The sequence below is a fragment of the Colwellia sp. MB3u-8 genome (assembly GCF_014076985.1).
Lineage (GTDB): Bacteria > Pseudomonadota > Gammaproteobacteria > Enterobacterales > Alteromonadaceae > Cognaticolwellia.
This window is the reverse complement of sequence record NZ_JACGVA010000058.1, coordinates 371,566-395,880: the sequence shown is the minus strand read 5'-3', so window position 1 is coordinate 395,880 and position 24,315 is coordinate 371,566. Positions and strand designations below refer to the sequence as shown.

General features: G+C 40.3%; 18 protein-coding genes and 1 pseudogene. 14 read left to right on the top strand and 5 right to left on the bottom strand.

Annotation, left to right across the window (positions count from 1 at the left end):
• Positions 1-8 precede the first annotated feature (8 nt).
• From H4J54_RS06470 to H4J54_RS06425, 10 genes are all read left to right on the top strand, one after another.
• Entirely contained in the window at positions 9-1,139 is a 1,131-nt protein-coding gene (locus H4J54_RS06470; RefSeq protein ID WP_182190076.1) for a hypothetical protein, read from the top strand.
• On the top strand, positions 1,136-2,503 hold the full coding sequence (locus H4J54_RS06465) for a hypothetical protein (RefSeq protein ID WP_182190075.1): 1,368 nt from the start codon (positions 1,136-1,138) through the stop codon (positions 2,501-2,503). The genes H4J54_RS06470 and H4J54_RS06465 overlap by 4 nt, the downstream gene beginning before the upstream one ends.
• Positions 2,504-2,512: 9 nt before the next feature.
• Positions 2,513-3,808 carry a hypothetical protein gene (locus H4J54_RS06460; protein ID WP_182190074.1) on the top strand — a complete coding sequence of 432 codons (1,296 nt, stop codon included), beginning with the start codon at positions 2,513-2,515 and terminating at the stop codon, positions 3,806-3,808.
• Positions 3,808-4,521, top strand: a complete 714-nt coding sequence (locus H4J54_RS06455; protein WP_182190073.1) for a hypothetical protein — start codon at positions 3,808-3,810, stop codon at positions 4,519-4,521. Before H4J54_RS06460 ends, H4J54_RS06455 begins: the two co-directional genes overlap by 1 nt.
• A gap of 19 nt (positions 4,522-4,540) precedes the next feature.
• Positions 4,541-5,758: a murein transglycosylase domain-containing protein gene (locus H4J54_RS06450; protein ID WP_182190072.1), complete on the top strand. Its 1,218-nt coding sequence runs from the start codon at positions 4,541-4,543 to the stop codon at positions 5,756-5,758.
• Positions 5,758-6,330: a hypothetical protein gene (locus H4J54_RS06445; RefSeq protein WP_259367124.1), complete on the top strand. Its 573-nt coding sequence runs from the start codon at positions 5,758-5,760 to the stop codon at positions 6,328-6,330. The genes H4J54_RS06450 and H4J54_RS06445 overlap by 1 nt, the downstream gene beginning before the upstream one ends.
• A gap of 444 nt (positions 6,331-6,774) precedes the next feature.
• A complete protein-coding gene (acs, locus tag H4J54_RS06440; RefSeq protein ID WP_182190071.1) occupies positions 6,775-8,718 on the top strand; it encodes an acetate--CoA ligase in 1,944 nt (647 codons plus the stop codon).
• A gap of 298 nt (positions 8,719-9,016) precedes the next feature.
• Positions 9,017-10,141 carry a 3-deoxy-7-phosphoheptulonate synthase gene (locus H4J54_RS06435; protein ID WP_220464284.1) on the top strand — a complete coding sequence of 375 codons (1,125 nt, stop codon included), beginning with the start codon at positions 9,017-9,019 and terminating at the stop codon, positions 10,139-10,141.
• Between the two features lie 15 nt (positions 10,142-10,156).
• Positions 10,157-11,299 carry a bifunctional chorismate mutase/prephenate dehydrogenase gene (gene tyrA / locus H4J54_RS06430; RefSeq protein WP_182190070.1) on the top strand — a complete coding sequence of 381 codons (1,143 nt, stop codon included), beginning with the start codon at positions 10,157-10,159 and terminating at the stop codon, positions 11,297-11,299.
• Between the two features lie 12 nt (positions 11,300-11,311).
• Entirely contained in the window at positions 11,312-11,785 is a 474-nt protein-coding gene (locus H4J54_RS06425) for a thioredoxin family protein (protein WP_182190069.1), read from the top strand.
• Between the two features lie 337 nt (positions 11,786-12,122).
• Here the strand turns inward: H4J54_RS06425 and H4J54_RS06420 are convergent, their stop codons facing one another.
• Together H4J54_RS06420 and H4J54_RS06415 are read right to left on the bottom strand one after the other, a co-directional pair.
• Positions 12,123-12,719 (bottom strand): hypothetical protein, encoded by a 597-nt coding sequence (locus H4J54_RS06420; RefSeq protein WP_182190068.1) that lies wholly within the window; start codon positions 12,717-12,719, stop codon positions 12,123-12,125.
• Between the two features lie 109 nt (positions 12,720-12,828).
• On the bottom strand, positions 12,829-13,575 hold the full coding sequence (locus H4J54_RS06415; protein WP_182190067.1) for a hypothetical protein: 747 nt from the start codon (positions 13,573-13,575) through the stop codon (positions 12,829-12,831).
• Positions 13,576-13,796: 221 nt separating this feature from the next.
• Here H4J54_RS06415 and H4J54_RS06410 point away from each other — a divergent pair, with 221 nt between their 5' ends.
• The 3 genes from H4J54_RS06410 to H4J54_RS06400 all read left to right on the top strand — a co-directional run bounded on the left by H4J54_RS06410 (position 13,797) and on the right by H4J54_RS06400 (position 18,809).
• Entirely contained in the window at positions 13,797-14,855 is a 1,059-nt protein-coding gene (locus tag H4J54_RS06410) for an efflux RND transporter periplasmic adaptor subunit (RefSeq protein WP_182190066.1), read from the top strand.
• Complete coding sequence (locus tag H4J54_RS06405) at positions 14,852-17,953, top strand: efflux RND transporter permease subunit (RefSeq protein ID WP_182190065.1); 3,102 nt, start codon at positions 14,852-14,854, stop codon at positions 17,951-17,953. Before H4J54_RS06410 ends, H4J54_RS06405 begins: the two co-directional genes overlap by 4 nt.
• Before the next feature lie 454 nt (positions 17,954-18,407).
• The gene (locus H4J54_RS06400; protein WP_182190064.1) at positions 18,408-18,809 is read left to right on the top strand and encodes a hypothetical protein; all 402 of its coding nucleotides are present in this window, start codon (positions 18,408-18,410) and stop codon (positions 18,807-18,809) included.
• Between the two features lie 118 nt (positions 18,810-18,927).
• Here H4J54_RS06400 and pheA read toward each other — a convergent pair.
• From pheA to H4J54_RS06385, 3 genes and pseudogenes are all read right to left on the bottom strand, one after another.
• Positions 18,928-20,103, bottom strand: a pseudogene (gene pheA / locus H4J54_RS06395) (prephenate dehydratase); the annotation flags it as partial.
• A gap of 367 nt (positions 20,104-20,470) precedes the next feature.
• Positions 20,471-20,854, bottom strand: coding sequence for an MAPEG family protein (locus tag H4J54_RS06390; RefSeq protein WP_182190062.1), 384 nt, complete (start codon positions 20,852-20,854; stop codon positions 20,471-20,473).
• A gap of 59 nt (positions 20,855-20,913) precedes the next feature.
• Positions 20,914-23,349 (bottom strand): penicillin acylase family protein, encoded by a 2,436-nt coding sequence (locus H4J54_RS06385; protein WP_182190061.1) that lies wholly within the window; start codon positions 23,347-23,349, stop codon positions 20,914-20,916.
• 272 nt (positions 23,350-23,621) lie between these two features.
• Here H4J54_RS06385 and H4J54_RS06380 point away from each other — a divergent pair, with 272 nt between their 5' ends.
• A complete protein-coding gene (locus H4J54_RS06380) occupies positions 23,622-24,254 on the top strand; it encodes an NTP transferase domain-containing protein (RefSeq protein ID WP_182190060.1) in 633 nt (210 codons plus the stop codon).
• The last annotated feature ends 61 nt before the right edge of the window (positions 24,255-24,315 follow it).

Below are 24,315 nucleotides of genomic sequence, written 5' to 3'. Positions count from 1 at the left end.
GAATAATCATGAAACTAGTAAAAAAATTAACTTTATCAGCATTAACTCTCGCATTGTTAGCTGGGTGTCAATCAACACAAAAGCCAGGTAGTTCAACACAAGTTGCTAAAGTCAGTAACCGAGCATCTAATGCAATTGTCGCCAAAAGTGCATACGACTTTGATAATTCAGATATAACAATGCCTGCCTATTTTGATACTCAAGGTCTTGGAAACTGCATCTTTGATAGCAATAACGAAAACAATAATTGCCCGCTTAAAAAGCCCATTATTCGTATGTACTTTGATTTAGCTGGCGTTAGTGGCAGTGGCATTGGCGTAGATGCTATGCGCGAATTTGATAACAATCAATTATTACTTATGCTTGAAAATCAGTTTGCTGGTATTAACCGCTTCAGAATTGTCACGCGTGATGACGATACCATCTCAAAGGAGCAGCAAATAGTTTTAGAGCAGCAAGGGACAAAAGTTTTAGCCAAAAGAGCCGAAGTAAAAGCATTACTTCCTGACTTTGTTATGAAAATTGATTCTTTAAGAACACTAAAAACAGAAGGATCTATCACCGATTGGGCCGATTACACACTGGAGCTCACAACCGGTGTTATTAACCCGCAAACACGTGAAAAGCTCTCACACCCTAATTTAGGTAAAATACGCGTTAAATCTGAAGATGTTCGTGATCGCTCTGAGCTTAAATACACTATGGTTAGTGGACGTTATGTTGCTGGATTTCATCTTGACCAAAGTGCACATGTTAATGCCGTATTGAGTGATATGGGTTCACGTGGAATTGATATTTTACTCACTCGTATGCTAAGTGAAATGCCAGCAACTGCTCAAGTTTTAGGTATTAAAGGAAATAAAATAAGTCTCGATAGAGGTCAAAATGCGGGTGTACTACCGAATGAGACCATGATTATTTTTACCTATGAAGCGGGTTTTGTTGAACCTATAGGTGTGGCTAACGTTAAACCTTCTCGCAGTAGTGCAAACGGTGAAATTATCCGTTGGAAAAACTCATCCATTGCGGATGAAATTAAAAGTCACTCGAAAGAAGGTATTTATCGTCCGGCAAATGGTGTCAAGATATTTGCTGTCTCTGTTGGAACACCAGCTGACTTTCTAGAGAACCGCACATGATAAAAAAGTTCAGTCTTTTAGCGCTGTGCTCGTTAAGCGCAAATGCTGAAGTTAATGTTCTAGCCAATGGTACGCTTGAGACTACAGCTTGCGCCTATGGTCGTGGCAGTGTCGCTATTCTAGAGGCAAAAAATCAAGCAAGTATCGAACTGGCCAACTTTATTAAAGGCAATAAAAGTTTAAGTGCACAAGCTACCACTCAGCAGATAAGCAGTAGTTTAACGGATGATGCAGCAACACTTTATCAGAAAAAGCGCAGCTTAATGTTAGCAGGGTTAAATAGCATGGCTATGCCTTTAAACTATTCAAGCCCAATTTTGAGTGGTAATGATACCTGCATGAAAGTTAGCTTGGATCCTAACCAATTAGGGGCGTCAGAAGAACAGAACTGGCAAGAAGACTCTCATGATATTAGCGTTACGGTTATTGGTGAAGGTTGGGCTAAAAAAGGCAAATCAGCACTGGTTAACGCAGAGCAAGACGCACTGCAAAGAGCAGTTTCTCAAGTCGTTGGCGTTTGGCTATCACAGCAATATGCTCAATCGTCAAGTACAGAGATGAGTATTGTCGACGGAAATGAGTCAATGCATATGCGTGAGTTGATTGGTCAACAATTATCAAGCCACAGCGAAGGGCTAGTAAAGGAATGGCAAACGTTAAAAACTAAAGCATTACAAGGTGCTGGCATGCAAGTCACTCTTCTTGCCGTTGTTGAAAAAGCGCCCTTAGTACAACAAGCATCTCAGTTACTCAGCATTATAGGTTCACCGCGAGTAAAGGTATTTGCTCCAGAGCCCTTAAAAACAGAATTGAAAGCGTGGTTAAATCAACAAGGTATTGAGGTTGGAGACTCAGCAAGCCTAGCTATTTACGCTCAATCTGAACTGGTCAAACGTGAAAATAATCGCCGTCTGCATTTAAGTATTGATGTCCGCGATTTATCAGGAAATATCTACGGTAACTGGAAAAATGATCCTTCGCTTATGTCGCTACCCAAAGACCCGCATGTTGAGCAAGACTTACTCGCGGTATACTTAGCTAGCCCATCACAATCAAGGGCACTTCATTTAGCCCTTAATCAGGCATTTACTCAAGTTGTTGCTCGAGGCGGTTTAGTGCGCGAAATATTACTGCCAAATCAAAAGCTCACAGAGCCTGAAATGCTGCACGATGTATTAAACACATTAGGTGGCGTTAGTGACGTTGCTATTCATAAACGTAATGACTACACGGTAGCAAGTTTAAGGTATAAAGGAAATACGGGGGAATTGGCTAATGCTGTTGATCAGGCAATCGGCACAATTACCTCAAAGACACTTTCAAAAATTAAAATCGAAGACGATTTTACCCTCAGATACAAATAAGGATAGATGATGAGATTAAAAGTATTCACATTGGCGATGGTTTTAACTATGCCAGTTATGGCGAGCGAAGAGTTTAGTTTAACCGATATGATCCCAGCTCGGCCGGGTACAGAAGTGGCTAATGCTGAGCAAGTAAAAGTATCTGGAGATATTGTTTTAGCCGATGATAGTACACTCGCTGTTGCCGTCGCTCATCAAGCGCTAATTGATGATAATGAAGATGGCATTAAAATGATTCAAGTTGGCAGTGGTACCGGTATTTTATCCATTGGCAGTACAAGCTATAACACCTATGACAATGTCAACGCGACGTTACTTTCAAAGCGTGGCGCTTATAACCAAGCTTACCTTATTGCTAAAAAGCAACTGATTGAAAATATGAAAGGCGTAGAGCATCAATGTGCCAATGTTGTTGATGCACGTTTAGATGTTATTGATACCGGTGTTGAGGGTGTTGCGAATGAACAAACGAGCATGCTTGAAGCATGTAAAGAGTCGGTGTCAGGTTCATTAGCCGGATTTGTCACTTATGATGTTTTCGATAATACGGATGAAAAAGGTGTGCGTGTCAGCTTGATTTCAACGCCGAAAACACGCTCACAAATCAAAGGAAACCGTGGTGCTGTTGCGATCACAACAGAGCCTAATATTATTTTTCAACAAGTCATTAGTGATGTGAAAACAGGGGTTTTACCTCCGGTTGGCGCTAAAGTGCTAACCAATATCAATACAGATGAAGTGATCGTTATGGGCTATGGCTCAGCTATTATTCGTCAAAATAAAAACAAGAGCCTATCACGTAAGCTAAAAAGTGCAGCAAAGTCACAATCTCAAACACGCGCTCGCTCAGCTCTTTTAGCAACTATGCAAGGTGAAAAGGTTTACTGGGAAGGCAGTTTTGATGAAAATCAAATGGAAGGTACTCAACAATTTGAGTATGACGATCCAAACCTTAATGATCCACAACAAGTAAAAATACTTGAAGAAGATCGTAGCACTTTCTTGAATCAACTAAAAATGTCTGATCAATACGCGACATTAGCAAAAGGAAAGTTACCACCGGGTGTTAGTGTTAAAAGCTTTGAGAGTGATGATGGTTTTTGGCAATATAGCGTCGCAGTCTACGCACCAAGCTTAGAAGCCACAGCTCGCCAAGCAGCTAAAGAAATGACAGGTAATAACGGCCAAACGGCTAATGGTGTTGCCCGTGAAGGGAGAAAGATTAAAGCGCATGGCGGTTTAAACGATCAAGCTACAAATCCTAAAGGCGTTTCTGGCAAAGTAACGACTGAAGAGGAGCTTTAATGTTCACGCCTGTTTTAACGTTAGCCTTGGTGGCTTCGGCCACTTTCGACTCAGAGCAAACCATTACTCAACAAACGGCTTTTATTAAAAGTCAGGCTAATGGTCAATACGCCCGAGTTATGGCGTTAAAATCAAGCGCGCAACCCGCGCTTGAAAAGGCGTGTCGTAACGCACTTACCTTACCCGCGCGAAAAGATATTAAAGCTGCTCTTGCTAAAAAATTGGCTATTACACTACCAGAAAAAATCAGCTATATAGCGGCAAAAATAGTAGATTATAAACAAGAGTATCAACAACAATGGCTAACCTGTACCGGTGAAGTGAGTGCTGCTAAACCTGATATTAACGAGGCTGGTTTAGCCTTAAGGGCTGCTTGGTGGGTCGGTGACCAACAAGACAAAAAAAACATTAGGCCTTTACTTAAAGTTGCCATGAGCCATGTAACAACGGCAGCCGATGCAGTTGCGCTAGTGGCAGCACAATCTCCGGCAGCAAAACGTTTACAATACCTTGATAGTTACCTTGATGTAACTGGGCTGTCACTAGAGGTAGCAAAGTTCTTTGTTGCTAAAATCTGGTTTGAGAACAAGCGCTATAAACAAGTGATATCACTGATGAATGGTTGTGAAAGTATAGATTGCAAGCGTTTAAATTTAGCTGCAAAAACTCAATATGAACAAATCACAGCGGATGATCTAACAAGCTACTTTTAACTTTATAAAGGCGTAATCAATGCACGTAAAAAATAATTACTTGCTCAAACTTGGCGCGATAGCATGTTTTAGTTTTAGTTTATATTCTCTTGCTCAAACAAGCGATAATGCAGAGTTTGAAGCCTTTTTAAAACAGCGACAAAGTGAATTTAATCATTATGAACAACAACAAAATAAAGCTTTTGAGCTGTTCGTTAGTGCTTGGAAAGACGCTGAAAGTAAATATTTAAAGCAGGTTAAAAAGAAATGGCCAGACCCTAACTTACCTAGTAGTAAGATATGGGTAAAATACAGTGATGATTTAAATAACCGAACCACGGTTAACTTTGCTAGTGGTGAGGTTATTGTTGAATTGCTCAAAAGTGCCAATGATAAACAAGCCATTGACTACGCTAAAGCACAATTAACTGAATTATCAAAAGTCAGTGTAAATAAAACGCTGTTAAAAGATCCCATTTATATTGCGGCAAATCACACCTTAAATATAAACCATGTCACCACAATTAACCCTAAGAAAAAAAAGGTAATTAAGACTCAAAAATCATTAACGGTAGTGCCTCTAAAAGCCGCTGTTGATCAAAGTGTCTTACCAGAAAAATTGGTTACTGAAACTCTTTTAGCCGCTAGACCGAAAGTAACTAAAAATAATAACCGAGTCACTGTTCGTTATAAATTACCTAAAAATACCTTATCACAACAAGCCAAGCGTTATTTACCCGAAGTACAAGTACAAGCCAAACGGTGGAATTTAGAACCCGCTTTGCTATTAGCTATTATTCATACCGAATCAAGCTTTAATCCACTTGCCCGTTCACCTATCCCTGCTTTTGGACTGATGCAAATAGTGCCAGGCTCCGCAGGTAAGGATGTCAGTAACTTACTTCAAGGTGAACCTCTTTTACTTAGTCCAGCGTATTTATATCAAGTAGACAATAATGTCGAAGCTGGCAGTGCTTATTTCCATATACTGAGCAACCGGTATTTTAAGCATGTCCATAGTGAAAAATCTCGACTCTATATGAGCATTGCGGCCTATAACACAGGGCCTGGGAATGTCAGTAAAACATTGTCTGGTATTAACTCGCTTAATCAAGCAAGTATTGCCGCTAACTCAATGACTTCAGATAACGTTTATAATTTAATGCTAAAAAAATTACCCGCACAGGAAACACGCAACTATTTACAAAAAGTGATAAAACGAACCGCTTATTATCAAGAACAACTTAAAGGAATTTAATGATGAAAAAGTTATTACCCGTGATGGCCGCTTTAGCTTTAGGCGCATGCTCAAACACTGAGAAAAATCAATCGCAACCTCTGGCAAAAAATGATTCTGTGCCTAGCTGGGTATTCTTACCTGTATCGGAGAAAGGACTAGCCTCTTCTTCATGTGTACGCTGGTCTGGTAATATGACAACAGATAAAGCACAAGCCATTGCCGCTTCGCGGGCTGATTTAGTGCAACAAATACAAGTCAAAGCAAGTGTGATGGATCGCTTATATCAACGTAAAGCACAAAGTAATGAGCAGCTAAATATCGGTGGTACCTTTGAGCAGGTCAGTAAACAAATTGCTGAGCAAAGTATTGTGGGTGCTATCCCTGAAAAAATTGCTTTTGCGCGTTTAGATGGTCAAAAACAATTATGTGCGCTAGTCGTCATGAGTAATACACAAGAAACCTTTAGTAACCTTGTCGCTAAATCTGGTAAGCGTTTAGACCCTAGCTCACGAGAAGCCCTTTATGAAGAGTTCAAAGCACAAAAGGCAATGAAAGACTTAGAAAAAGAACTTAATAACTTAAATAAATAAACGCGTTAAATTGGTTATTATACTGCAAAACTTGAACCGACAGCAGCAATAATAAGTACTAGCGGCAATTCTGTTCAGGGCTTAGGGGCAAAGCTTTTTGTTACATATGCTTTAATATTATTGACACTGGATAATCGTCGATTACAGAGCCAATACCTATTTTATTGTCACGCCTCAATCATTCATTTGAGGCTTCTATCTTTCTAATTTTGATGTCTTTTTTTTATTATTAAAGGCAATTCAATGTGCTGTCGATATTTAAATAATGTGATTTTTGTATAATATTAATATGAAAAATCTATTAATATTCGACTTAAGTGGTGTGTCCCATCACGAAAACTTAGGCTATTATGTTGGTAAGTTAAAAAATTGATCGATAGTTGAATGAGGTTTTGCTTCGACGTCTCTACAAGCCATTAAATAACAAGATTTCAAGGATTAAGCATGCAAAAACTAAAAAGCCATTTTCCCGTATTAGCACAAGCAAAAGCCCACACCTATATTGATGCAGCGAAATATGACGCTATGTACAAGCAGTCAATTGAACAACCTGATGTTTTCTGGGCTGAGCAAGCTGAACAGTTCCTTGATTGGTATAAGCCTTGGGATAGTGTTTCAGATGTTGACCTTAAGTCTGCTAATATCAAATGGTTTTCTGGTGGTAAATTAAATGTTAGTTACAACTGTATTGATCGTCATTTAGTCAGCAAAGCGGATGATATCGCTATTATTTGGGAAGGTGATGATCCTAGCGAAGATAAAAAAATAACCTATCAAGAGCTGCATGATCATGTCTGTCGTTTTGCTAACTTACTAAAAGCACGTGGCGTGAAAAAAGGTGATCGTGTTTGTATTTATATGCCAATGATTCCAGAAATTGGCTATGCCATGTTAGCTTGTGCCCGCATAGGTGCCGTGCATTCAGTGGTATTCGGTGGTTTCTCTACTGAAGCTATTCGTTCACGTATCGCTGATGCTGACTGTAAAGTCGTTGTTACCTCGGATGAAAGTCTTCGAGGTGGCCGCGTTATTCCATTGAAAGTCAATGTTGATGCAGCCGTTGCTGATTGTCCAAATGTTCACTCAGTTATTGTTGTGCAACGCACAGGTGGTGATGTGGCGTGGAATGATAAAATTGATGTGAATTACCAACAAGAAGTCGCTAAGCTTCCTGCAGTTTGTGAGCCGGAAGTGATGGACGCTGAAGATCCACTCTTTATTTTATATACCTCTGGTTCAACAGGCACACCTAAAGGTGTGTTACATACTTGTGGTGGCTATTTACTTTACGCCGCTATGACCCATAAATATGTTTTTGATTACAAAGACGGTGAAATTTATTGGTGTACGGCAGATGCAGGCTGGATCACTGGCCATTCTTATATCTTTTACGGACCGTTAGCCAATGGTGCAACTACGCTCGTTTTTGAAGGTGTGCCGACTTATCCTGATGCTAGTCGTTTTTGGCAGGTGTGCGATAAGCACCAAGTCAATATTTTTTATACCGCACCAACCGCTATTCGTGCCTTGATGAGTGTTGGTGATAGCTTTGTTGAAAAAGCGGATTTATCATCGTTGCGCCTTTTAGGTACGGTAGGTGAACCGATTAATCCAGAAGCATGGCATTGGTATTATGAGGTTGTGGGTAAAAGTAATTGTCCTATTGTTGATACATGGTGGCAAACAGAAACGGGTGGCATTTTAATTACCTCTTTGCCTGGAGCGGTCGATATGAAACCAGGGGCAGCAGGTAAACCGTTTTTTGGTGTTAAACCAGCACTCTTTGACAAAGACGGAAATACCCTTGAAGGCGCAAACCAAGGCTTATTAATGATGACAGGCAGTTGGCCTGGTCAATTACGCAGTGTTTATGGCGATCATGATCGCTTCTATCAAACCTACTTTAGCCAATATCCAGGAAATTACTTTACCGGTGATGGTGCTAAGCGTGATGAAGACGGTTTTTATTGGATAACCGGTCGTGTTGATGATGTGTTGAATGTTTCTGGTCACCGACTAGGTACTGCTGAAATTGAGAGTGCTTTGGTATTGCACCCCGCCGTTGCTGAAGCCGCTGTTGTGGGTTATCCGCATGAAATTAAAGGTCAAGGTGTTTATGCTTATGTCACCTTAATGAGTAATGCGACAGAGTCAGATGAGTTACTGCGTGAGTTAACTGAGTTTGTGGCGAAAGAATTAGGGCGTTTTGCTAAACCTGACTACATTCAATACGCTCCAGGACTGCCTAAAACCCGTTCAGGTAAAATTATGCGTCGTATTTTACGCAAAATTGCTGAGAATGATGTAGATACGCTAGGTGATACCTCAACCTTGGCTGATCCTGCTGTCGTTGAGAACTTAGTTAAGAATCGTATTGTGCATAAATAAAGTTGTATACATAAATGATTAAGGAGAAAGCGCCATTTGGCGCTTTTTTTATATCATATTCTTGATAATAGGGCTGTATGTGAGTAAATTATAGTGTAATATAAATGATACAAAGTAAGTAAACTTTACTTTACAATAAAAGGAGCGTAAAAATTGTACAATCTGCAGTATCGATATTATTACCTCCCATACTTTAACTAGTTGCTCTTCTAGTCGCATTGCTATTGGTAGAAATAGTAACTAGCCAAAATGCTTTACTTAAAACTCACATTTATTGCTCTATATTTAGGAAAGAATCATGTCAAACAATACTTTAACGGCGTCAGATGCAAACCAAATACCTAAAAGCAGGCTGAACGATATTCACGTCAATGCAGAAGAGGTCTTAATTACCCCTAATGCTTTACGAGAAGAATTACCGTTGCCAGAAGCAGGACGTGTTTTTGTTAAAAATGCTCGAGAAATCATTGCTAATATTATTCACAAAAAAGATCATCGCCTATTAGTCATTGCCGGCCCTTGTTCTGTACATGATCTTGAAGGTGCCAAAGCTTATGCAAGACAACTAAAAAAATTACACGATAAATATCAAGATAGTTTATACATTGTTATGCGAGTTTACTTTGAAAAGCCGCGTACTACGGTCGGCTGGAAAGGTCTGATTAATGATCCGCATATGGATGGTTCATTTGATGTGGAAACTGGCCTTCGCAAAGCCCGTGCATTATTGATTTACTTAACTGAGTTAGGTTTGCCGTTGGCGACTGAAGCGCTAGATCCAATCAGCCCACAATATTTAGCTGAGCTATTTAGTTGGTCGGCTATTGGTGCACGCACCACAGAGTCACAAACGCACCGGGAAATGGCCAGCGGCTTGTCGATGCCGATTGGCTTTAAAAATGGTACCAGTGGTGGTCTTGGTGTTGCTATTAATGCTTTGCAGTCAGCGGCCTCTTCACATCGTTTCATGGGTATCAATCGCTTAGGGCAAGTGGCACTGATTAAAACTTCTGGCAATCCTGACGGTCATGTCATTTTGCGTGGCGGCAAAAAGCCTAACTACGATGCGGTTAATGTCGCTTTATGTGAAGAAGAACTAGCCAAACAAAATTTAGAGCCGGGTATAGTGGTCGATTGTTCGCACGGTAATTCTAATAAAGACTACCGTCGTCAACCTTTAGTGGCTGATAATGTTTTCGATCAAATTTGTGCCGGCAATAAGACTATTATTGGTATTATGTTAGAGAGTAATATAAATGAGGGTAATCAAAGTTCAGAGTTACCCATTGACCAGCTGAAATATGGCGTTTCTGTGACAGATGCTTGTATCGATTTTGAAACTACAGAGCAGCTTATTTCAGCGGCGAGTGCTAAACTTGAAGTGGTTTTAAAACAGCGGATTAATTCAACCGTTAGTGAATAGGAATAAGCAGCTACAATGAACAGTGAATTTACATTTGAGCAAAATTTAGGTGTGTTACGCGATGAAATTGACGATATTGATGGTCAATTAGTGGCATTATTGGCAAAACGTCGCCTTGTTACCACCAAAGTGGGTTCATTAAAAAGCGCCGCCGGTATGCCAATTTTTGCCCCTGAGCGTGAAGCAAGCTTATTAAAGGTGCGTCGCCAGCAAGCTATAGATGCCGGTTTGTCGCCAGAATTAATTGAAGATATTCTGCGCCGCTTGATGCAAGACTCTTATGTCAGCCAAGATGCTAGTGGCTATCGTTGTGTCAATCCTGATTGCAAAAAAGTTATTGTCATTGGTGGTAAGGGGCAATTGGGGCGCATTTTTGTTGATTTATTTACTCGTTCTGGCTATCAAGTACAGGTTTTAGAGCAAGCTGACTGGCCAAATAGTGCTGATATTTTAGCCGAGGCGAGTTTGGTCATTGTTGCTGTGCCGATTCGATTAACCACTTTAGTTATCCAAAAATTAGGCAGCTTGCCTGAAAATTGTATTTTGGCAGACGTTACCAGTATTAAAGAAGCGCCACTATATGAAATGATGAAAGTACATGCTGGCCCCGTGGTTGGATTACATCCGATGTTTGGGCCGGATGTCACCGGTTTAGTTAAACAAACTATTATTGCTTGCGAAGGTCGTTTTCCACAACAGTATCATTGGCTACTAGAGCAATTTAATGTTTGGGGGGCAAAAATATATCCGGTTGAAGCACACACACATGATCAAGCCATGTCTATGGTGCAAGTCATGCGACATTTCTCAACCATAGCTTATGGTTATCACTTAATGACTGAAGGCGCAGATATAGCGCAATTGGTGGAGATGAGTTCACCAATTTATCGTTTGGAGTTGATTATGGTTGGGCGTTTGTTTGCTCAAAACCCAGAACTTTATACTGATATTATTTTCGCTAATCAAGACAACATTGCTATGATGAAGCGATTTGCCTATCGATTTTTAGCATTACTTGAAGACGTGCAATCAAATGATAAAGCAGCTTTTACTGAGATGTTTTCACAGGTTGCTGATTACTTTGGTGATTATGCTGATATTTTTATGCAGGAAAGTAAAGTGATGTTGGCAAAAGCAGACCAACTAAAAAAATACTAAACAAGGACTGAGATGAGAAAGTTTGCGGTGACGCTATTAAGTATTATGCTTGTTGTTGTTTCTGGCTGCGTTAATAGTCAGGTGGAAAAAGCGCCGATGGCCATTGGTGAAATTAGCCAACAGCAACTGATGGCTAATCATAAGCTTTTCCAGCAAAGTTATCAGGCATCTCAACTGTCTGAGCTTGAAATTACTGAAATTAACCGTTGGCCAAAGGATTTACACGTAGAGGTTTACTTTGGCTCTTGGTGCCATGACAGCGTGCGTGAAGTGCCTAAATTTTTAAAAATAGTGGCTCAAAACCCAGCGCTTTCAAATCGCTTAATTGCCCTCGATTATGCAAAGTCAGAGCCAAGCGGATCAGCTAAAAACCAGGATATAAAATATACCCCCACTTTTGTTGTTTATCAAAACGATAAAGAAATTGGTCGTATTATTGAACGTCCAAAAGTGTCATTAACCGCTGATATCTCAGCGATGTTATAGCTTAGTTTACAATGTAAGTATGAGCATGAAGAGATAAAATCGCCGATGAATTATATTCTCTGCGATTTTTTTGATAATAGCTTAATAGATAAGTAGACTTTATAGCTTGTCGTCTGATTAAGCGACTATAAAGTACCGCTGTGCCGGCTTAGCAGATGGTGAGTTAAAATATTGCAATAGGTATGAACTCCTTGCATGGTAACGAAAGTAAGTACTTGAAGTTTTATAGCTCTTTTTGATCAAGCGGTTACTTTTTATAATGTTATATATTGCACAGAGTAACAGCTTTAAGCTAAGAACAGGCACATGTTGGCAGGTGATTTAAGTGCTTATCCAGCTAAAATTTGATGGCGATTCCGACCGCAATTGAACTCTCTATCCAGAGTGAATCGCTAAAGTTTGCGCTACACATATTCTGCTGGCAAAACAGGGCGTCATCCTCATCAATTAAGGTGGCATAGGCGCGCAGTTCGGTCACTAACGCCATTTGCAAAGAGAATTCATAGCGAGTACCCAAGGCGACACTGGCAGAAGGATACAATTCTTCACTACCTTGTTCGGCATCAAAATAAGCACCACCTAGCCCTAAGCTCAAAGTTGTTACATAGTTTTGCTGACGGTACAAAGCGATGCCATTAAAATGTGCATAAGTGATATCTAGCTCATTATTAGCTTGATTTTCGCCAATAAAATCATGACTAACGCGGTTCAAGAGTATCTGACCTTGGGCATTAACATTTTCTTGCCACGCTATACCAACAGCCATGTTATTGCCAGAGTCAATATTGATATCGCTATTGTCATTGGTAACCAAGTCTGGACCGTATATTTGACCGAACATAACGCTGAGTTCTAATGGCTGTGCTATAGCGGCATGTGATAACAAAAAAGTGCAAAGCATTGTTAGTGGTGTTAATCGGCTATTTACTTTCATGACAAGGTGTCCTGTGATTTATTTTTTATAAACTCAGCCAAATGTAGTGGCTAATTTTTGCCAGCTTTGACCAATTTTGGCTGAGTTTTAAGACCGCTAAAAATTAAGATTAGCCAAATAAGTCAGTCAGTTTTTTCTTGGCTTTTTCTTCTAGCTTCTCTTTCAATTTATCTTTAGCACTGTCGGTTAACTTTTTCTTTTGCGTGGCTTTTGCTTGTTGCCAAATTTGAGATAATGCTTGTTTAACAATCTCGGCACCGAGTTGGCTTGCAGGCAAACCAGTTTCACCACCGACATTACTTAATGTGATATCTGGTAACGTGGCACTATGTGCTTTATTACCAAAAGCACTTAAATCAAGCGTTAGCGCCGTGCCAGCAAGGATAATTTTACTGACTTTTATTTTAGGCTCTTCAGCACTGTTAGTTTCAACAGCACTTGCCTCAGCGTCAGGGGTGTTACGCTTGATAGCATCTAGAATATCTTTAATGTTGGAGCCACCGGTTTGGGTGAACTGGACAAATGCTTTCGGTGATTTGATGATTATCGCATCAATAATAATAGGTGTTGAGGCTAAACTTTCTAAATTAATATCAAGGGTTACTTCCTCTAAAGCGAAAGCGTTTGGTTGGCTATAAGTTTTAGGGTTGGTTAAGTTAATACCTAAAATACTACCTGCGCCGCTAGCGATCTTAATATCAACAGTTTTTACTGTAACCTTTTGTTCAGTGACTTTGCTGCCCACAGTTTCAATTTGACCTTTAATGTAGCCATTCAGTGAACTTCCTGCTAAAAACCAAAGAGCACCACCACTCAGTAATAATAAAACAATAATAATCGAGGCAATAATTTTCACGAGATCAATCCTTAAAATGTAAAAATGAAGCATCGCGCATACTCGCTATACTTCATTTGGTTTATGTCTCATTAAATTATATCTTAATAAGGACAAAGTTAATTATTTTTTCTAATTTGCGACCAAAGCCTTAAATCTTAGGCTAAGTTGTCTCCAGCACTGTCAGTATCTAAGTTATAATAATATTATTGTAATTTATTCAATCTTAGAGAGCTTTGTTTATGTCTACTGCCATTGGTCGTCGCTTACCTTTGTTATTACTTGTTGGAATGTTAGTTGCCTTAGTTGTTTATTTACAATGGCCTGAAAAGACCTCCAGCAAAGAAAAATATCAACGTGTTGTCGCAGTAAAAACGGCTAAAATCGATTTAGTTGATTTTAACGATTCAGTCGAGGCCATAGGTACCTCACGAGCGAATGAGCAGGTCTATATTACCAGTAAATATTCAGATGTTGTTGTTGAGGTTTTATTTCAAGATGGCGAAACGGTTAAAAAAGATGACATTTTAGTACGACTAAATAGCCAAGAGGAAGCGGCTAAAGTCGAAGAACTTCAGGCTAATCTTGCCGAATCTGTCGCGCAACTGAATCGTTTTCAAGGTTTGTACAAACAAAAAGCCACCGCTAAGTCGCTAGTTGATGAACAAGAAGCAAAAACTAAGGCCATTGCAGCACAACTACTCAGTGCCAGAATAAAGCTAGCTGAACTTACCATTAAAGCGCCATTTTCAGGCATCTTAGGCTTTCGCGAAATTAGTCTCGGTGCGTTAATTAATGTTGGCGATGTGATCACCAGTTTAGATGATCTGAGTATTATTAAAGTTGATTTTTCAATTCCAGAGCGTTACTTAACTACCGTAGCGATTGGTCAGCGCATAGAAGCGAGCAATATAGCTTATAAAGACAAAGTATTTGTTGGCAAAGTCACCTCGATAGACTCTCGCATCGACAGTGTTACACGAACCTTAAAAGTACGTGCAAAAATTAACAATGCTAATAATCAGTTACGTGCGGGCATGTTGTTAAATTTGCATGTGGTACGCAAAGTTGAGCAAATATTACAGATACCGGAAAGTGCCATTATTCCGATTGAAGACCAACATTTTGTTTTTATTGTTGAAGCGGGTAAAGCTATTAAGAAACCCTTAGATATTGGTCGTCGCTACCGTGGTTTTGTTGAGGTTATTGGTGGTCTAGAGGTAGGCACAGAAGTAGTTGTCGAAGGCGCTTTAAAACTACGTGATGGTACTAGTGTAAATACCATAGGGAATAAATCGTGATTTTATCTGACCTGTCAGTTAAGCGGCCAGTCTTTGCCACAGTAATTAATTTACTCTTGATTACCTTTGGTATTGTCGCTTTTTTAACCTTACCCCTTCGCGAGTATCCTGATATCGACCCGCCGGTAGTGAGTATTAATACCTCTTATCCTGGCGCGTCGGCTGCAATTGTTGAAAGTAAAATCACGCAAATATTGGAAGATAGAATTAGTGGCATTGAAGGAGTTAAATCCATCAACTCTTCTAGCCGAGTCGGCCGTTCTAATATTTCAATTGAATTTGAATTGGACCGTGATATTGACGCCGCGACAAATGATGTGCGTGACAGAATTTCGCGCGCGTTAAACAACTTACCAGAACAAGCTGAACCGCCTGAGGTGTCTAAGGCAAATGATGATGAAAGTGCCATAGTTTGGTTTGTTTTACAAAGCGAGGTAATGAGCACATTACAGCTAACTGATTACGCCGAACGTTATATTGTTGACAGGTTTTCTGTAGTTGATGGCGTAGCACGAGTGCAAGTTGGTGGCGGTAGAACCTATGCGATGAATGTGGTGTTAAACCGAAAGGCTATGGCCGCTAGAGGCATCACTGTTAATGATATAGAACAAACCCTGCGCGCTGAAAATGTTGAATTACCGGCGGGAGAAGTGGAATCAATTGACCGAGATTTTTCGATTCGTGTTGAACGCAGTTATCTAACCGAAGACGACTTTGCCACTATGGTGGTGGCGCGTAATGATGATAAATCATTAGTTTATCTGGGTGATGTGGCTAAAATTGCCTTATCGGCGGAAGATGAAGAAAACATGTTTCGTGGCAATGGCAAAAACATGGTGGGTTTGGGCATTATTAAACAGTCAAAAGCCAATACCCTCGAAGTAGTTAAAGCGGCGCGAAAAGAGATGATGTCGATTCGTGGTGGCTTGCCAATAGGTACCACGATCACTAATAGCTATGACTCATCAGTGTTTATTCAAGGCTCAATTGACGAAGTATACAGCACACTGGCTATTGCCATGACCATGGTGGTATTGGTTATATTTTTATTTTTGGGTAACGTTAGAGCAACACTTATTCCAGCCGTCACCGTACCTGTGGCGCTAATTGGTTCCATGATGGTGCTATCGTGGTTTGGTTTTTCAATAAACTTATTGACCCTACTGGCCATGGTGCTAGCCATTGGTTTGGTTGTAGATGATGCCATTGTGGTACTGGAAAATATTTACCGCCGTATTGAGCGTGGGCAAAGCCCTTTGCTCGCTGCATACGAAGGCGGTCGAGAAGTGGCGTTTGCGGTTATTGCGACCACCTTAGTGCTAGTTGCGGTGTTTGTGCCGTTAATCTTTTTATCAGGTAACGTCGGACGATTATTCACTGAGTTTGCTATTGCGATTGCGGCAGCGGTTATTTTTTCTAGCTTAACAGCATTATCGTTAACGCCAATGATGTGTTCAAAAATGCTAAAACATAAGGAACGTAGCTCATCGTTTGGTCAAAAGTTGGATCGAGGCTTTGCTAAATGTGAAGCCGCTTATGGGCGTTCGTTAAAAGCCAGTATCCATCAACCCCTGATGATATGTATTGTGATTATTTTGTCGCTATTTGCGGTCTACAGTTTATTTAATCAATTACCTTCAGAGTACACACCAAAAGAAGATCGTGGAAACTTCTTCGTCATGATGCGTGGTGCAGAAGGGGCAAGTTATGAAAATAACGTCAAAAATATGCAGCAAATAGAAGAAGAATTACTCGTGCATCAACAAAGTGGAGAGCTTGACCGAGTGCTTGTGCGTGTGCCAGGTTTTGGTGGTGCGGGTGGTATTGCCATTGTGGGTATGCCCGCTTGGAAAGATCGCATTACAGATACCTTCGAATTTATTAATAAAATAAATGGTGAGCTCGCTAAAGTAACAGATGTTAGAGCGTTCGCTATGATGCGCCGAGGCTTAAGTGGTGGCGGGTCTTCATCACCGGTTGAATTCGTCTTGCAAGGTAACACCTATGAAGAGTTAGCAAAGTGGCGTGATATTATTATTGCTAAAGCGCAAGAAAACCCCAATCTGCACAGTATTGATAGTGACTACAAAGAAACCTATCCACAATTGCTGGTTAATATTGATCACAACAGAGCCTTCGACTTAGGCGTGTCGGTTGGCGATATTGGCCGCACCCTTGAAACCATGTTGGGTCAACGTCGCGTGACTAACTTCGTTGAGCGCGGTGAAGAGTATTATGTGGTGGTTAAAGGCGAGAAAAATGATTTTTCAAAACCTAAAGACATTGATAATATTTTTGTTCGCTCCACGGTCAGTAATAAATTGATACCCTTGTCGAACTTGATCACAATAGAAGAGAGTGCCACATCGTCGCAACTCAATCGTTTCAATCGCCTGCGCAGTGTCACTATTAGTGCCAACTTAGCCACAGGCTATGCCTTGGGTGATGCCTTAGCGTTTTTAAATACGGCGGTTGCTGAGCATTTGCCTGAACAAGCGCAAGTGGCCTACAAAGGCCAGTCGCAATTATTACAAGAATCAGGTAACTCTATCGCTTTTATTTTTATTTTGGCCTTAGTGATAACCTACCTAGTATTGTCAGCCCAATTTGAGAGTTTCATTCATCCTTTTGTGATTATGTTAACTGTGCCATTAGCCTTAGTTGGCGCTTTAGCTGGCCTGAAACTGATGGGGATGAGTCTGAATATATACAGTCAAATTGGCATTGTGATGTTAATTGGTTTAGCGGCAAAAAATGGTATTTTAATTGTTGAATTTGCCAATCAGTTACGTGACAAAGGCATCGCCTTTGAAGAAGCATTGATCACCGCAGCCACGCAACGTTTAAGACCTATTGTGATGACCACATTCACCACAGTCACCAGTGCTATCCCATTAGTGCTGGCGGTGGGGCCTGGTGCTGAAAGTAGAATGGTGATCGGCGTGGTGATCTTCGCGGGTGTATCATTGGCCAGTATTTTTACTTTATTTGTTGTACCTGGGGCTTATTATTGGCTGTGCCGCAATACAGGCTCACCACAAGTGATCACTAAAGAAATTGAGCACCAGCAAGCTCAAGCCGCTATAGAGAAAATGTAGTTATACCAATTGAATTAAAGCAGTGAGCAATGATAAGTAAAGACAAGTAGTTAAGAGTCAGGCGCTTGATTAAGCAATAATGGGCGATTGTGATGGTAAGCAACACAGTTCTTGGCTGCTTAGGCTATCTTAAATGATCGATTATTTATTTTAATTGCTACTCAATAGCGCCAGTATCTAAAAGTCCCTATAGCAGTCATGTTATAGGGACTTTTTTACATTTAACGCAGGTTATGCTTAATAATTAGAACAACTAGTTATTAAATAAATGCCTTATATTTGGCCATTATTCCTGCGTATAAAGTAGACCACCTAATTAATGAAATTGGTATAACCCAAACACTGAGGCTAAATTACTGCTGATTATTTTTGCATAAAAACCAGACGTCTTGATTAAAAACTATACTTGGGATATAAATAGGGAAAATAATAATAATAAATTTGGGAAATATTGATGTTTAAGGTTAATAAAAAACTTTGGTCTTTTAATTTTGGTTGCCTAATTGCGGGTTCATTAGTTTGGTTGGTTCATCTCGGTAATTGGGTGCCAGTACCCAGCATACTTCACCCCCATACTGATTTTATGTTGGACTATTACCCTGGTGTAGTGACGGCTATTACCGCAAGTATGGTCAGTATATTGTTACTGTTTTTTATGCATAAAGGATTTAAATTATGTGCCAGTGAACATACGTTTTGGCTATTATTACCAACAATGTGCTTTATTAGCTTAACCTTGTTAATGGGGCAGTTTATGTTTTCAGGCGTTATGTTCGCCGCTATGCCCATATTATTTATCTTAGTGTTTAGTGCTATTATTTTTAGACTAAAAAATCGCAAACTGGTAGTTATCTAAACTGGACTGAGATTAAGCAGTGATGTGTGATAAGCATTGAGAGCTAAGCATTTAGAAAGTAGATGTATTAATAAAGGGCAGTTTATCTGCCCTTTATTATGTTAAGCATTAGCGCTTATATGAGTGCGCTACTTGGGACACTGGTTGGGCTAATGTGTTCGATAGGGTAACAACCTAGAATTTTAATGAAATTTGTTTGTTCAGTGATTTGACTAATCGCCTCTTGTAAAGCTAAGTGCTTCAAATTGGCTTCTACATCGACATAAAACATTTCTTCCCAAGGTCGCCCTTGAATTGGGCGAGACTCAAGTTTACACATGTTAATGCCTTTGTTTTTCAGTACCAGGAGGCACTCGACTAATGCACCAGGCTTTTGACCAGTGGCAATAATTAAGGTTGTTTTTGCTGGAATTTGTTCAGCAACCTCAATAGGTTTACGCGCCACTAAAATGAAGCGACTATGGTTTTCAATTTGGTTGGCTATCTGTTTTTCTAAAGCCTGAAGTTGGTATAAGTTACCGCCTTCTTCGCTACCAATAACCGCAACACTGTCGTCTTGCAATTGATAGACTTTAGCCATGGCATCAGCCGTACTCTCACAGTATTCAATGCGAATATCACTTTGTTTATCTAAAAAGTTACTACATTGCGCAAATGGCTGACCATGGGCATAAATGGTTTTGATTTTATTAAGTTTGGTATTTACGGCGGTCAGTAAGCAATGCTCAATAGGTTGGGTTATTTCGCCAACAATCGACAAGTTGGTATGTTGCAGTACGTCATAAACTTCATTAATGCTGCCTGAACTGGTGTTTTCTATTGGCAACATGCCATAGTCAACCGAGCCAGATTCAACTTGCTGCATAATCTCAGCAAAACTTTGACAACCGCTTTCAATAATTTTTGCTGCACGGCGAGAAAAATAACGATGGCTTGCTAAGTAGCTGTAAGAACCTTTATCACCAAGAAAAGCGACACTGACAGCCGGCTCTTGTATATTTGGATTTGCTAAGGTTTGCAGGTAAGCCTGCTGATTTAGTACGGAATCTTCAATAATGGTTTGAAACACACGGGTCACGTAATGCGCATCTAAACCTAGTTTTTTACCTTGGGTGATCAAGCGGATCAGTAACTCTTGTTCGCGCTGTTGGTCTCGTACCGGACGAATGAGATGAGCTTTGCTTTTTGCAACATTTAAAGTCAGGGCGCGGCGTTCAGCAAATAATGTCAATAGTTGCTGATCGAGTAGGGTAATTTTTTCACGTATTTTATTTAAATCTAATGCTTCGTTCACCGCGTTTTCCTAATAGGTAGTTATGAGTTTATTCGCTTTTATTATCATATTCTGCGAGTTATTTATTACTGTTACTTGTTGCGACCACTAAAACTAAAAAACCTCCATTAGGAGGTTTTTTAGTGAATGCCAAAACCTAAAGCGCGCTCAGAGAACTGAGAGAAAGAAAGTGTTAAAGAAAAAGGCTAGTTTTGTCATTTGCATAGCTTTACTTTAGCCACCATCACACCAGAGTACAACCGTTTCTTTATGCCTTTTTTATCTAAAGGGATAAAAAAGGCTTATCAGCAAGAGGTTAGACCAATACACAAGGAAAAACTGAGCTCTAATAACTTAAAACGGATAGCTAATAACTATTATCTGTCAGTTAAATACATTGATAGATAATAGTGAAAGAACTCATGATGCCAACCCCCCATATTAATGAACGTATGACGCCGATATTCATTAAATAGGCAATATTGTAAAGCACTCTGGCAACAATATGGGTAATAGCGAGTTGCTCGATAAAAACGCCGGTGTTTTGTGTCGCTATGGCTAACAAAACGGCGGGGGAAAATATAAGCAAGGATTCAAAGGCATTTTGATGTGCAGCGAAAGCTCTAGCACCAAAGCCGGTTAGCTTAGCTTGTTGATCACGAGGGTGATTGTTGTTGTAACCGCCCATTTTATTCATGGCAATGGCAACTGGAATTTTGGCAATAAAAGGTAATAGGGTGGCGATAAATAAACAAATAATTAAAGTGGTCATTATTGTTCCTTAGTATGTTGATGGGTTGCTTTGCTTTGCTTTGCGAGTAACTGAGTAAGCTAGTAACTGAGTAACGTCAGTGTGTACTTGCTTGGGCCAGGCAAAAAGCTAGATGCCTGACCTTTTATCCAACTTTCATGTCCTAAACCATAATATGGGCTCCAAGGATGACCTGATTGACTAGTAGGCATATGAAAAATGCCACTTTCTTCGTGTCCAGGAGAAACAACCATGCGCTGTGACGCACCAAATGATTGTCCTTGTACTCTTGGCATGTAGCTATCACCGGGCAATTCTACTTCAGGCATATCAAGCCATTGGCCAATAAATGGTACAGCACGACTTAAGGGGTGCTGAATTTTGCTGATGTTTTGTTTACCCCAAGTGGCGTTCGCCAATGTACTTGATTCGGTCATTTGACTGAGTGTTGTCTCAAGGCTAGCTTCAAATAAGGCTGGCCAACTTTCATGACTACGCCAGAGAAAGTTCTCGGGTTGCTGATTGATTAACTGCCATAATGGCGTTTCTATTTGGTGACGTATGCTATGAAAACTGTAACTTTTATCAAGCTTGGTCATGTTTTCATTGAAAATTGCAAACACTTGCTCTCTGACGGTTAAGCGAAAATTTCTGATCAGGCGATAGGCAACAGAATCTGTGCTTGCTGACAAATATTCAACGTCGATAATTTTCTTCACTTTATACCAGTCATTATGCTTAGCCAACATGGCGTCAGTGAGCACATCAGACAAGATAAATCTTTGCCAACGTAATAAAAATTTAGCGCGGTTATCAAGGGCAATATCGAGTAAGGCTTTTTCATCAAATGATGCTTTAGCTTCGAGGTTTTGTTTTATTTGTGAAGATCGCGCACCGATGGCATAGCCGCCATTACCGACTTTGCTCAACATATCGGCACCAATAACCCGTGAATTTGCTGTCCATAAGCGCGAATTGTCTGGGTTGATGACTTTGGGATACGCTTCAGCTGGCAAAAGTCCTAACCATTTATTTTCGCCATTGGCCCAAGATGTCGGTATTTCACCAAAATTTGCGCTGCGTTGTGGGATCGGCCCCATGATGGTCCAGCCAATATTACCTTGTTTATCGCCCACCATTAAGTTTTGTGCTGGTAAGCCGGCACGAGCCGCAATAGCGAAGGCTTGCTCTACATTGGTAGCGGTTTCAAATTCAACAATAGCCATGTTAACGGCGGCTTTGTTGTGAGCAATCCAACGATAGGCAAGTAAATCGCCTTGAGCATTTTCACCGATAACTGGCCCCCAAATGGTATCAGTTACCGTTATGTCGACCGCTTCTTGATCTTTTACCGCGATAATTTGTTTACGTTTGATAAAGTTCTGGTAGCCATCAGGCGTTAAGTATTGGCTTTTATCGGCATTGGTTTCAAGAATGATCACATCGCTCCAGTCACCATAACTGTTGGTAAAGCCCCAAGCAATATGACCATTGCTGCCAATAATCATGTTGGGTGTGCCAGGTAATGTTGCGCCGGTGACTTTTACGGCCGTATTATCGACACTTTGATATTCAAAGGAGGCTCTAAACCAAGTGTTTGGTACCCGAATGCCCAGATGCATATCGTTGGCAACCATAGCGCTGCCGGTTGAACTGATATTACCGGCAATAGCCCAATTGTTTGAACCTGGGAACTCTTCATTTAAAGCTGATTTTTTTCTGGCCAGTGGTGAGGGAATCCTGTCAGCTATTAGCGGGTCTAGCGCTTGATGCTTTAGCAAAGCCGCCATACCTTCACTTGAGGCAGAAGGCCAAGCTGCTTTTGGTAATGGCGATGCAGGAAACTCAGTGCCATCTATGGCAGCATCCCAACGACTGCCTTTAGGGTTAAGAAATGCATACACTTCAGAGCTTAAGAGTGAATGCATTAAGCCTAGAGTTCGTTCGCGCTTTCCATCTTGATACTGTAAGTCGATATACATACTGAGTACGGTTAAAATGGTATCTTCTTCTTGCCATTCGACGGGTGCTTGGCGTAGCAGTAAATATTCAAAAGGTGGCGCTTTAAGGTATTTTAAGCCCTGATTTACCCCACGAGTGTAGGCTTTTAGCAGGTCTAAATCTGCGGTTGATAATTGTGACACTATGCGAGTAGCGCGTTCACGAAAACGATGGCGGCGAATGTCACTGTCATAGGCTATTGCGGCGTCACCAAATAGGCTGGCAAGTTCGCCAGCTGAATTTCGGCGTAATAAATCCATTTGAAAAAAGCGTTCTTGAGCATGAACAAAGCCTGTGGCGATAGCGATGTCTAAGCGATTATCTGCTTTGATGGTGACAATGCCTTGCGAGTCTCGCTCGACGATAGTGCTGGCAGATAAGCCATAGAGTGTTTGCTTACCGTCTAATTGCGGTAAGGCACTGTCGATTTGACTGTATATCCAAGTACTCAAAGTCGCGATAACTAAGAAGAGAATAAATAGTATGCCGATCAGCGTATTTTTTAAATGTTTCATTAGGCTTAGCAAAGTAAACAATTTCGATAGCTTAGAGTACCTTAAAACAAATGAAGTTTGAATCTTGATGATTCGATAAATTCATCCTAACTATAGATTACACTTACATATACACTCATCACATATATACATTGGATAAAGTCCGATGCTTGGTTGAAATCGCCTTGCTGATTTTATTTGATGTTACACTCAGCCTATTGGTATTCAGATGGTTTGGTATTAAAATGGTTTACCAACAAAAGGCTTAAAATGATGCTAGAGATAAAATTAAAATGACGAGTTGCGCAAATAATAATTTTGCCATCATAGTGTTGGCAGCAGGGCAGTCGTCTCGTTTAGGTCAGATGAAGCAATTAATTAATATCCACGCACAAAGCTTAGTTGAATGGCAATTAGCGCAAGCTTTAAAGGTGACAAGTCAGGTCTATTGCGTTTTAGGTTTTAATGCCAGCCAAGTTCAAGCGCGTATTGACCATCTCCCCATCAAGACTATTATTAATAGCAAGTTCTCAGACGGCATGGCGTCATCGATTGCTGTTGGTGTTGCAGGATTAGCTTCTGATATAAAAGCGGTTATGATCGTATTAGTTGACCAATGGCAGTTAACCTCAGCTGATTTGATTCGTCATCAAAGTTATTGGCAAGCTAATCCTCATGCTATTATTGTTGCACAAGACCTAAGGGCAGTTGCGTCAAACGAAAAAGAAAACATTGGCCCGCCGGTGATATTTTCTCAAGACTATTTTACTGAATTAACCCAGTTAACAGGTCAGCAAGGGGCAAAACCTTTGCTAGCACAATACCAAGATAAATTATTAAAAGTACCACTCGCGCATGCGTTTATTGATATAGATACACCAGAGCAATTAAAATACATGGTTAGAAAGCTTGGCATTAATGCATAACATCACTCGCTAACGCTAGGCTAACCTAACCAAAACAAGGTTTAACAAACTTAAAGGAAAT